9 protein-coding genes and 1 pseudogene are annotated in these 10,540 nt (G+C 71.5%); 4 read left to right on the plus strand and 6 right to left on the minus strand.

The genetic code is table 11. The annotated features are described in order from the left end of the window. The first annotated feature begins 90 nt into the window (after positions 1-90). Together AC5P1B_RS30450 and AC5P1B_RS30455 are read left to right on the plus strand one after the other, a co-directional pair. Positions 91-672, plus strand: a complete 582-nt coding sequence (locus tag AC5P1B_RS30450) for a GNAT family N-acetyltransferase (RefSeq protein WP_493891204.1) — start codon at positions 91-93, stop codon at positions 670-672. 211 nt (positions 673-883) lie between these two features. Further along, positions 884-3,124 carry an MMPL family transporter gene (locus tag AC5P1B_RS30455; RefSeq protein ID WP_493891205.1) on the plus strand — a complete coding sequence of 747 codons (2,241 nt, stop codon included), beginning with the start codon at positions 884-886 and terminating at the stop codon, positions 3,122-3,124. A 180-nt stretch (positions 3,125-3,304) separates the two neighbouring features. Here the strand turns inward: AC5P1B_RS30455 and AC5P1B_RS30460 are convergent, their stop codons facing one another. The 3 genes from AC5P1B_RS30460 to AC5P1B_RS30470 form a co-directional block, all read right to left on the minus strand. Continuing rightward, entirely contained in the window at positions 3,305-4,306 is a 1,002-nt protein-coding gene (locus AC5P1B_RS30460; RefSeq protein ID WP_493891206.1) for an NsdA family TPR-like regulatory protein, read from the minus strand. A 7-nt stretch (positions 4,307-4,313) separates the two neighbouring features. After that, positions 4,314-6,641 (minus strand): bifunctional glycosyltransferase 87/phosphatase PAP2 family protein, encoded by a 2,328-nt coding sequence (locus tag AC5P1B_RS30465; protein ID WP_493891218.1) that lies wholly within the window; start codon positions 6,639-6,641, stop codon positions 4,314-4,316. Positions 6,642-6,896: 255 nt separating this feature from the next. Then, the gene (locus tag AC5P1B_RS30470) at positions 6,897-7,805 is read right to left on the minus strand and encodes an AraC family transcriptional regulator (protein WP_493891207.1); all 909 of its coding nucleotides are present in this window, start codon (positions 7,803-7,805) and stop codon (positions 6,897-6,899) included. Positions 7,806-7,889: 84 nt separating this feature from the next. Between AC5P1B_RS30470 and AC5P1B_RS30475 the strand changes: the two genes are divergently transcribed. Next, complete coding sequence (locus tag AC5P1B_RS30475) at positions 7,890-8,300, plus strand: DUF2000 family protein (RefSeq protein WP_493891208.1); 411 nt, start codon at positions 7,890-7,892, stop codon at positions 8,298-8,300. A gap of 58 nt (positions 8,301-8,358) precedes the next feature. Next, positions 8,359-8,688, plus strand: coding sequence for an antibiotic biosynthesis monooxygenase family protein (locus AC5P1B_RS30480; protein WP_493891209.1), 330 nt, complete (start codon positions 8,359-8,361; stop codon positions 8,686-8,688). 108 nt (positions 8,689-8,796) lie between these two features. Here AC5P1B_RS30480 and AC5P1B_RS30485 read toward each other — a convergent pair whose 3' ends face one another. The 3 genes and pseudogenes from AC5P1B_RS30485 to AC5P1B_RS30495 all read right to left on the minus strand — a co-directional run. Beyond that, complete coding sequence (locus AC5P1B_RS30485) at positions 8,797-9,243, minus strand: GNAT family N-acetyltransferase (protein ID WP_493891210.1); 447 nt, start codon at positions 9,241-9,243, stop codon at positions 8,797-8,799. Further along, positions 9,206-9,463, minus strand: coding sequence for a hypothetical protein (locus AC5P1B_RS30490; protein ID WP_493891219.1), 258 nt, complete (start codon positions 9,461-9,463; stop codon positions 9,206-9,208). Before AC5P1B_RS30490 ends, AC5P1B_RS30485 begins: the two co-directional genes overlap by 38 nt. Before the next feature lie 783 nt (positions 9,464-10,246). Further along, positions 10,247-10,432, minus strand: a pseudogene (locus AC5P1B_RS30495) (helix-turn-helix domain-containing protein); the annotation flags it as partial. Positions 10,433-10,540 lie beyond the last annotated feature (108 nt).

Genomic DNA, 10,540 nt, shown 5'->3' on the forward strand with positions numbered 1-10,540 from the left:
GAGCGCACGGCCAGAGCATCCCGAACCAGCCACGGTGGTCCAAAGCGGCACCGCTGACCTATGGCCGTGGGTCCGCCTACCGTGGGCGGCATGATCGCTGACCAGTCACCGGCCCCGCTCGCCGACTCCCTGCCCCTCGCCGCCGGAGTGCTGATGCGTCCGGCCGCCCTGTCGGACGCCGAAGCGATGAGCCTGGCGTTCCAACGCAGCCGCGACCACCTGCGGCCGTGGGAGCCCCGGCGCGGCGACGACTACTTCACCGTGGAAGGCCAGCTCGCCAGGGTCCGCGAGCGACTGGCGGAGCAGCGCGCGGGGCGGATGGTGCCGTGGGTGCTCGCCGACGGGGAGGAGATCGTCGGCGGGGTCACCTTGTCGGAGATCGCGCGCGGCCCGTTCCACAGCGCGACCCTCGGCTACTGGATCGGCGCGGGCCACCTCGGCCGCGGCCTCGCCACGGCGGCGGTGCGGGCCGCGTGCCGTGTCGCCGACGAGCGGCTGGGGCTGCACCGGGTGCAGGCGGCCACGCTGCCGCACAACATCGGCTCGCAGCGGGTCCTCGCCAAGTGCGGTTTCGACGCCATCGGCAAGGCGGAACGCTATCTGCACATCGATGGCGCCTGGCGCGATCACCTGCTGTTCCAGCGGGTCCTCAACGCGCGCGAGCCTGACTGAGACAGGCAGCGCACGCGAACCCGGCTGAAGCCGGCAGCGCGCGCGTACCTGGCCGGGACCCGCCGTCACCGCCTCGCTGCCCGGCCGGACGCCGGGCCCCGGTGGGCACCGCTCAGAGCCGGTCCAGACCGCCTCAAGTGGCGGCTCCGCTTCCGGCGCAGGATGCTGGCTGGACGCGACGATCCGAACAGGGGCGAGCGGGAGGACAGGCATGTTCGCAGGTCTGGGCCGATTCGTGGTTCGGCGGCCGTGGTGGGTGATCGCGGTATGGGTCATCGCGGCGGCCGCCGTCATCTCGCTCGCTCCCAAACTCACCTCCACCAGCGACGAGGCGAGCTTCCTTCCTTCGAACTACGAGTCGATCAAGGCATCGGATCTGCAAGAGGAGAAGTTCCCCCAGCAGGAGAACGTCGGGGCGATCATCGTCTTCCAGCGCTCCGACGGGCAGCGGCTGACCGCGGACGACTCCGCCGACGTACGGAAGGTCTCCGCCGAGCTGGCCGCGAAGAAGATCCCCGAAGTCCAGGGCGTCAAGCCCTCGGCGGCCTCCCCGAACAAGCGGGTGCAGACCTCCGTGATCGCCATGGCCAAGCTCACCGACCCGGAGGACACCTCCCAGCAGGACGCCGCGCAGACCCTTCGCGACGAGCTGAAGCCCGCGCTGAAGGACACCGACCTCAAGGCGGGCGTGACCGGCGCGGCCGCCCAGGCACTCGACGAGCGGGAGTCCTCCGACCGGGCAGGTGTACTGGTCGCCGTCGGGACCGTCGTCATCATCGTCGTCCTGCTGCTGCTGATCTTCCACAGCCCGATCATCGCGCTGCTGCCCGTGGTCCTCATCGGCCTCATCTCCCCCATGGCCACCGGGCTCATCGCCAGCGCCAACAAGATCTTCGACATGAAGGCCGACAGCTCCGTCCAGGAGCTGCTGACCGTCGTCCTCTTCGGCGTCGGCACCGACTACATCCTGTTCCTGCTGTTCCGCTACCGCGAGGCGCTGCGCGCGGGAGAGGACGCCAAGGGCGGCATGGTGCACGCGGTGGAACGGGTCGGTGAGGCCATCGCCTCGGCGGCGGGCGCCGTCATCGTCGCGTTCGCCGCCCTCGCGCTCTCCACCCTCGGCATGCTCAAGTCCATGGGCCCGGCGCTGGCCATCGCCGTCTTCGTGACGCTGCTCGCCGGGCTGACCCTGGTGCCCGCCGTGGTGTCGCTGCTGGGGCCCCGGGTGTTCTGGCCGTCGAAGTCGTGGCGCGCGGAGCCGCAGGGCACCGGCTTCGCGAAGTTCGGCAGGGGCCTCGCCCGCCGCCCGGCGGTGTGGGCCATCGTGTCGGCGGTGTTCATGGGGGCACTGGCACTGGGGGCGCTCGGCTACCGCGCCAATTTCGACCTCGCCGGTTCCTCCCTGCCCGATTCCAAGGAGTCCATGGTCGCGATGCGCGACCTGGAGAAGGGCTTCCCCGCCGGCACCGTCGACCCGACCACGGTCTATCTCACCGCCACCGAAGGCGAGCCGCTCAGCGACGCGCAGACGGCCGCGTTCCGCACCAGGCTGCGGGACACCGACGGCGTCGGCTCCGTCACTCCCGGGCTGCGGAGCAAGGACCGGCAGACCGCCGCGTACTCCGTCATCCTGTCCGACCCGCCCGCCTCCGACGAGGCGCTGACCACCGTCAAGGACCGGCTGCGACCGCTGGCCGACACCACGCCCAACGGCACGACGGCCCTGGTGGGCGGGACGACGGCGGTCTACGTGGACATCAACAAGGCGGTCGACCGCGACTACGCCGTGGTCTTCCCGGTCGCGGCGCTGTGCATCATGGTCATTCTCGGCCTGCTGCTGCGCAGCCTCGTGGCGCCCTGGTACCTGATGGTCTCGGTCGCTCTCGGTTTCGGCGCCACGCTGGGCGCCACGTCCCTGCTCTTCCAGCAGATCGGCTCGCAGCCCGGCCTGATGTTCATGCTGCCCGTGATCATGTATCTGTTCGTGGTCGCGCTCGGCACCGACTACAACATCCTGATGGTCTCGCGGCTGCGGGAGGAGGCACGCGAGGGCAGAAGCCCGCGCGACGCCGCCGGTACGGCCGTACGCCACTCGGGGCCGACCATCGCCGCCGCCGGTGTCATCCTGGCGGGCACCTTCGCGACGCTGATGCTCGCGGGCAACTCCACGCTCTCCCAGATGGGCTTCGCACTGTCGTTCGGTATCGCTGTAGCCGCCTTCGTGATGGCCCTCATCTTCACGCCGAGTCTGACGGCCCTCATCGGCCACGCGGCGTGGTGGCCGGGCCACGGCGACGAGAGGCAGCCGGGCCGCCACCGTCGCGACGGCCGCCCCACCGTCGCGGACAGCGGACCAGACGCCGGAGCAGGTCACGGGCCGGCCGAGCCGGCAGGCGAGGGCCCAGGCGGCGGACGGGGCCACGGGTTCACTGGCCGTGACGGCGACGCGTAGGCCGTGTCCGGCGGCTTGTGCCGGGCCCTGGCCCGGACAGGGCACACTCCGCGCTGTGCCAGGGCTGCTTCCCCTGGGCTTGCTCACCCGGGGGCGGGGAGCGCCTGTCCGTGTGTCGCGGACCTCGGACGCGTTGTCGCTGGTCGCGCGGTTCCCCGCGCCCCCTGACGGGGCACCTTGCTAAGCGGGATCGGTCCCGGCCTTTCCCCGGGCCCGTGCTCGGGTTCCGGCGGCTGTTCGCAGGGCGTGCAGTACGTCCCGTACGGGCGCGGGGGCTCCCGCCAGGCGTGCGGGGGGCGCGGTGGCGTCCCGCAGCAGCGTGCGGGCCCTGGCCGCACCGGTGTCGCGCGCCGCGGGGATCAGATCGGCCGCGAGGTGTTCGGCTTCCCGCCAGGCTCCCGCGCCGAGGTAGGCGGACAGCAGCCAGGCCCCGAAGACGGCGCTGTAGCCGACCGCCGCCGCGGCGCTGTGCGGCGTGCCGTCCTGGTGTGCGGCGCGGCGGAGCGGGGCGATGGCTCCCGCGAAGTCTCCGGCGGCCAGCCGCATGGCGCCGTGGTGCCCGTCGACCTCCCCCGCGCTGATCCACCACGCCCAGTACGGGTCCCCGTCCCGCTCGCCCTCGGCGAGGAGCGAGTGGGCCCTGCCGAACGCCCGCGCCGCCCCTGCCGTCCCCGACGTACCCGCGAGACCGCGCGCCTCGCGCAGCCGGAAGACGGCTTCCACGCGGGGGCTGAGGCCGCCTGGGGCGCGGTCGCCCGGGCCGAGTACGCAGCGGGCCAGGTCCAGTTCCGTACGGGGGTGCCCCAGCCAGCCCGCGAACAGGGCGAGGTTCTGGAGGGTGAGCAGCTCGATGGAGCGGTCTCCGGCGAGCCGTGCCAGGCGCAGCGCCTCGCGGCTCGCGGCCAGCGCCGGGCCGTGCCGCTCGGAGTCGAACAGCAGCCAGCCGGTGACCTCGGCCAGTTCGGCGGTGGCCGCGTGGAGGTCCCGCTCCGCTCCGGGCGCGATCCTGCCGCCCGCCGCCAGCCGCCCCGTCACGACCCGCAGGGCGTCGTGGGCGAGGCGCGCCGCGCGCGGGCCGCCGGGGGCGTCGCCGAGCGCGACGAGGCGGCCGGAGGTCTCGCGGACGGCCTGGGCGTACGCGCCGTCCAGGGCGTCCTCCGCGAGCGACAGGCCCGCCGTCATGCCGGTGCTACCGCGTCACGTCGGCAGGCGTCGGCTGGCCGTCCGAGTCCGGATCTGTGTCGGGGTCGGGGTCGGGGTCGATGACCGTTTCGATGGCCGTCTCGATGCCCCGTGTGGCCGGGACGGCTGGCTTGGGGACCGCCTTTGGGGCTGGGTCCGTGCGGATGGCGTCGTCCGGTGGCGTGGCGGCCGTACCGCCCTCGCCCGGAGATCCGGCGCTCGTGCCCTTCCCGGCAGCCACCGGGACCTTGGCGAGCTTCCCGGCACCGGCCCGCACCCCGGACCCGCCCCCGGAGCCCGATCCGCCGGGGCCCGCCGGGGCGGGCACGCTCGCGCCGGACACCGCCGTGGCGCTCAGCGCCGGCGCGCCGTCCGGTGCGCCGCGGCCTCGCACCCGGTCCCACAGGCCGGTCAGCGCCTTGCTGCTGGGGCTGGACCCGGTTTCCACCGGGGCCCGGCCCGCGCCCGTGAGCACGTACTGCAGGGCGAACCCGGCGACGACGACGGCCGCGCCGCCCACCGCGTCGAGCACGTAGTGGTTGGCCGTACCGACGATGACCGCCGTGGTCAGCAGCGGGTACATCAGGCCGAGGACCTTCATCCACAGCTTGGGCGCGACCAGGGCGATCACCACGCCGCACCACAGCGACCAGCCCACGTGCAGCGACGGCATCGCCGCGTACTGGTTGGACAGCTTGGTGAGCGCGCCGAAGTCAGGGTCGTTGAGGTCCTGCGGGCCGTGGGCGGTGTCGATGTAGCCCATGTCCATCAGGCGCGGCGGGGCGAGCGGGTACAGCCAGAAGCCGATCAGGGCTAGCACGGTGGCGAAGGCCAGCGGGGTGCGCGCCCACCGGTAGGTCGCCGGGCGGCACGCGTACAGCCAGCCCAGCAGCGCCAGCGGAACCAGGAAGTGGAACGTCGTGTAGTAGTAGTTCATGCTGGCTTCGAGCCACGGGGTGTCCGCCACGAAGTGGTTGAACCAGTGCTCGAAGTCGATGTGCAGCCAGGCCTCCAGATCGAGGATCTGCTTGCCGTGTCCCTCGGCGAGGCTGCGCTCGTCGGGCGCGTGGGCGCGGATGAACGAGTACCCCCAGTAGCCGACGCGGATGAGCATCAGCTCAAGGACCAGGTTCGGCCGGGACAGCGGCCGCCGCCAGAACTTCAGCAGCGGCACCCACGCATGACGGGTGGAGGCGGGCTCGGCGCTCGGGGTGGGCGCGGTCTTGGCCCACTCCGGGGCGCTGCGGCTGAGGAACGGCACCACGCAGGCGGCGGCCAGCGCCGCCAGCAGCTGGGCGTTGTCGGCGACGTAGCCGAGGCCCGCCACGCCCGGCATCAGGACGGTGCTGTTGAGCGTCATCACCAGCACGACGAGCACCGGCCACACCATGCGGTCGCCCTGCCGCTTGCCCACCCGGCCGACGACGGCCAGGAGTATCCACAGCAGCTGGTGCTGCCAGGAGGTGGGCGAGACGGCGAGTGCCACGCAGCCGGTCACCGCGGCGGCGAGCAGCAGCTGCCCGTCCTTGGCGTAGTGCGCGGCGCGGCGCAGGCCGACGACGATGACGACGGCGGCGAGGACGGCGAGGAGCCCCAGCTCGACCGGGCCGCGCAGCCCGAGGCGCAGCAGCAGGCCGTGCAGCGACTGGTTGGAGAGGCTGTCCGCCGGTTCGCCGAGTCCGGCGCCCGCGATGTGGTGCACCCAGTAGGTCCACGAGTCGTGCGGCATCGCCGCCCAAGCGAGCGCCGAGCAGCCGGCGAAGGTGAGGCCGGTGAGCACGGCGGCACGGCGTCGGCCGGTGAGCCACAGCAGGCCGGCGAAGAGCAGCAGGGCGGGCTGGAGTGCGGAGGCGACGCCGATGAGCAGGGCGGACTGCCGGGCGGAGGTCTTCGGCAGCAGCGTGAGCAGCACCAGCAGTACGGGGATGATGCTGGTCTGCCCGAGAGTGAAGGCGTTCCGTACCGGCAGCGACAGGACGACCAGGCTGATCGCGACAGGGGCGGCGAGCAGCGTCGTGCGCCGGGACACGGGGGTGGGCAGCGAGCGGGCCGCGACGAGGCCGAGGATGGCGACGAGGATGAGGGTGCCGAAGGTCCACGCCACGCCGAGACTCTGCTCGGCGGCCCGGGTCAGCGGCTTGAGTACGAGCCCGGCGAACGGTGTGCCGGTGAACGCGTCACTGTCGTAGAGCGAGCCTCTGACGTGCAGCACGCCGTTCTCGCCGGTCCAGGTCTCCAGGTCGGTGAGGCGCTGGTCCGGTGGCAGCCGCAGGACCGCCGCGGCCTGGCGGGCGGCCAGCAGGCCCGCCAGCAGCCACAGGGCCGCCAGCGCCATGCCGACCCGCGATCGGGCGCCCGGCTGCGTTCCCGCGCCGGAGTCTCTCCCTAGTCCAGTCCGCTCGACGTCAGCCACGCCCTGCTGCTCCCCCACTCGCCCTGTCACTCGCATCCAATGTTTGAGACCTTACTGAGCCCGCAGAACAGACGCAGAAACCCCCACGTCACCTGACAGCTTCCGGGAATTGTCCAAAAACTGTCCGCCTGCTTGGCGGGTAACCGCTAAGTCGCTTGTACGTCGTCAGGAGTAATTTCACCACTTTCCCCCTGGCCATCTCGCCACTGGGTCGCCCCGGGGGCCCACCGCCCGCTGGAAGGTCCCCGGGGTGACCCCGAAGCACCGCACGAACCACCGGTGGAAATGACTCTGGTCGGCGAACCCGGCGGCGGTCGCCGCCTCGGCCGCCGTCGTGCCCGCGGCGAGCAGCCGCCGGGCCGCCCGCAGCCGCGACTGGCGCTGGAAGTCGCTCGGGGCCATCCCGTATTCGGCGCGGAACGCCCTGTACAGCGCGTACCGGCTGCACCCGGCGGCCGCGGCGAGCGCGTGCGCGGGGATGTCCTCGGCGTAGCGCTCGGCCAGCAGCGCGTGGGCCCGCCGGGCCGCCCGCGCCGGGCCGCTGCCCGGCCGGAAGACGGCGCGCGGCGGGCGCGTGCCGCCCCGGCGCACCATGGCGGTGACGGCGGCACTGAGCCGTTCGTCACGCACCAGCGGACCGGCGCCGCCGAGCAGCGCCGTGTGCAGCCGCAGCAGTGCCCCGCTGAGCACGTGATCGGTCAGTACGGGGCGGTCGAAGAGCGGCATGGCGGCGGCTCCGTCGGGGCCGTCGGCGCCCGCCACGTCCGCGAGCACCTCGCGCACGACGCTGGGGCCGAGGTGGATGATCCGGTACTTGTAGCCGAGCTCGGCGGCCGCTTCCCCGTCGTGCGGGTCGTCGGGGTTGAAGGCCATCACCATCCCCGCACCGCTGGTGTGGGCCGCGCCCCGGCAGCTGAACCGCTGGGCACCGGCCTCGGTGACGGCGAAGGAGTACGCGTCGTGGCTGTGCGGGTGGAAGCTGTGCTGGAAGAAATGCGCGTGCATGGCTTCCACCGGGCGATCGGGGTCGCGCCAGTAGCGGGCCCAGTCGTCCGCTTGTGCCGCGCTTCCGCGTACTGCCTGCATTACGACATTGTGCCGCGCCCGGCGGGTCGCCCGCTCCGCACCAGCGTCCAAGACAGCCACGAACGTCCGCGCCACCGTGGTGACATGCGCTTCGACACGAAAATCGCCGTTGTCGTCAGGGACGAGCTCGCCGCCTGGCAGAAGTTGAACGTGACCGCGTTCCTGTCCAGCGGAATAGCCCACGCCGCCGACGGGATCACCGGCAAGCCCTACGAGGACGCCTCCGGGAATACGTATCTGCCGATGTTCCGCGAACCGGTCCTCGTCTACGCGGCCGACGCCGACGGCCTCAGCCGCACCCACACCCGCGCCCTCTCGCGTGGCATGGCCTCCGCCGTCTACCCGATGGAACTCTTCGCCACCGACAACGACGACGACAACCGGGCGGCGGTCCTCGCCTTCGAGGCCGATGACCTGAAGCTGGCCGGTCTGGCCGTCTACGGGCCCCGCAACGCGGTCGACAAGGTCACCAAGGGTCTGCGGCTGCACGGCTGAGGGGGCGGGGGATACGCCGCCGGGACGGGACGGCGATGAGGTGCGGCAGGATGGGTACATGAGCGTAGTCAAGATCAATGTGCTGACCGTCCCGGCTGACCAGCGGGAAACTCTTGAGAAGCGCTTCGGCGCACGGGCCGGGTCCGTCGAGAACTCCGACGGCTTCGAGTGGTTCGAGCTGCTGCGCCCCGTGGAGGGCACCGACCAGTACCTGGTCTACACCCGCTGGCGCAGCGAGGAGGACTTCCAGGCGTGGATGGAGGGTCCGATGAAGGCCGCTCACCAAGGCGGCGCCTCAGCGAGCGGTGAGCGCCCCAAGCCCGCCGCATCCGGCTCAACCCTGTGGTCCTTCGAGGTCGTCCAGCAGGCGGCGCCCAAGAACGCTTGATCCTCACGCATCAAGGTCGTTGTCCGCCGGGCCGTTTCATGCTCGACCAGGGGCGTCCCGGCGCACATCCCAACCGCCTGCCGTCTCGATCCGGACCGACTGGCCGAACTACTCGTTGATCCGGTAGAAGACCTTGTCTCCGTGCGGCTTGGCGCCAAGAGCCTCATAGAACGCGAGGGCAGCCTCATTGCTGCGGTCGGCGGTCCAATCCACGCGTGAACAGCCAGCCTGGGTCGCGATCTCGCGAAGCTCGGTCATGAACATCTGAGCGATCCCTCGGCGGCGCGCAGTATCGCGAACGAACAACTCCTTGAGGTACAGCGAGGCTTCCGCTCCGGCTGCTGGCCACAGATACGAATACGAGGCCATGCCGATGACCGAGCCGTTCTCGCGGGCCAGTAGGACCGTGGCCACGGGGTGCTCGCCGAAGAGCATGGCACGGACTTGATCGGCGTCGCCGGGGGTGCTGTCGCCTCCGTAGTAGGCCTCGATCTCTCCGATCAGTACCGCGATCTCCTCAGTGTCCGCTGCGACTGCCCGTTCGATCATCACCATGCGAGTCGTCTCCTCCTCCGGAGGGCAGCTCCAACACGTCGCGCAGCGTGCGCACCTCCGGTAGCGCCTGTCTGGCCATCGGCACACTAGCGGCCAGTTCTCGGGCCCGATAGACGATCAGGGCGCTGCGGTGCTCGGTGGGCAGTGCCGATCGTTGCCGTGGCATGCACTGCCGCAGCAGCCGGGTCGCCATCGATGGCGAGGCACGCAGCTTGATCAAGGCGAACGAAAGTCCGGTCGCTGTGATCGGAATCGGGGTACAGGTCGAGCGCTCGGAGGTGCTGTTCCCCGGCCCGTCCGGTTTCCGAGAGGTGCGTCCAGGCGTTTCCGGCGTGGAACCGTAGCTGGCTCTCGCTGTAGCCGAAGGCGGACGCGATGCGCTCTGCCGTATCGAGGCGATCAAGAGCCGACTCCGCTCGCGACAGTGCAGCGGCCGTCTCCTTCTTATGGCCAAGACAGGCATGGGCCCTGGCCTCCAGCGGTGCCGCGAGTGCCGGGCCGACGCAGGGAGGCCACCCGAGAGCGACTGGGAGCGGCAGGCCAGCTCTACGGCACCCCGGAGGTTGCCGCCGTAGTAGAGCTCGTAGGCCTCCTGGGCGTACATCCACGACAGGGCGGCTCGATCCTCTGCCGCTGCGGCGGCAGCGCGTCCAGCACGCCACCAGTCCCGCGAGCTGCGATCGCCAATCTTGAGCAGGGTCAAGGCCATAAGCCCGGACATGTGCGCTACCGCGACGGTGAGACGGCGGCGCACGTGTACGGGGTGACGGTGGCCTGTGAGGCGTTGCAGGTCGGCCAGGTCGCCCATCAGCTCCGGAAGGTGTTCGTCGGCGGGCCTGTAGCAAGTGGCCCGCCCGTGCCGGGCAACCGTGTACTCCCATTCGTCCAAGCTGGCGTCCGTCATGGGGCCCGCGGCGAGTGCATCCGTCAAGCCGCGTTGCAGGCGGGCGGCTTGCTCGAGGAGCGGCCTCTCTTGCTGAGCTGGCGAGAGAGCCAGGAGTTCGCCATGCGCAGTCAGCACATGGTCACGAGCCGCTGTAGTTTGGGGAGTTGGGCGACGCTTTCCCAGCTCGAGATCTGAGATGTAGCTCTTGCCGCAGTTGGCGAGCCGTGCGACATCGCGCACGGAACGGCTGCCGCGCAGTCTTCGTAGGGCCTGTCCGAATGTCTCGCTCATCAGCGCCCCCATGTCCGCCGTGTCCGCAGGGGTGCGGACGCCAGCTGACGGCTACCGCCTGGTCACCACCCTGCTGGACGCCCGACGGTATCCAGCCCGGCAGCTGGCCGCGCTCTACTG

It is taken from the genome of Streptomyces sp. A01, assembly GCF_059026195.1.

Excerpts from the sequence above, each read along its gene's own strand:
- AC5P1B_RS30470 (WP_493891207.1), bottom strand. The coding sequence starts at position 7,805 with ATGCAGGCAGTACGCGGAAGCGCGGCACAAGCGGACGACTGGGCCCGC.
- AC5P1B_RS30450 (WP_493891204.1), top strand. The coding sequence starts at position 91 with ATGATCGCTGACCAGTCACCGGCCCCGCTCGCCGACTCCCTGCCCCTC.
- AC5P1B_RS30455 (WP_493891205.1), top strand. The coding sequence starts at position 884 with ATGTTCGCAGGTCTGGGCCGATTCGTGGTTCGGCGGCCGTGGTGGGTG.
- AC5P1B_RS30460 (WP_493891206.1), bottom strand. The coding sequence starts at position 4,306 with ATGACGGCGGGCCTGTCGCTCGCGGAGGACGCCCTGGACGGCGCGTAC.
- AC5P1B_RS30480 (WP_493891209.1), top strand. The coding sequence starts at position 8,359 with ATGAGCGTAGTCAAGATCAATGTGCTGACCGTCCCGGCTGACCAGCGG.
- AC5P1B_RS30485 (WP_493891210.1), bottom strand. The coding sequence starts at position 9,243 with ATGGTGATGATCGAACGGGCAGTCGCAGCGGACACTGAGGAGATCGCG.
- AC5P1B_RS30475 (WP_493891208.1), top strand. The coding sequence starts at position 7,890 with ATGCGCTTCGACACGAAAATCGCCGTTGTCGTCAGGGACGAGCTCGCC.
- AC5P1B_RS30465 (WP_493891218.1), bottom strand. The coding sequence starts at position 6,641 with ATGGCGCTGGCGGCCCTGTGGCTGCTGGCGGGCCTGCTGGCCGCCCGC.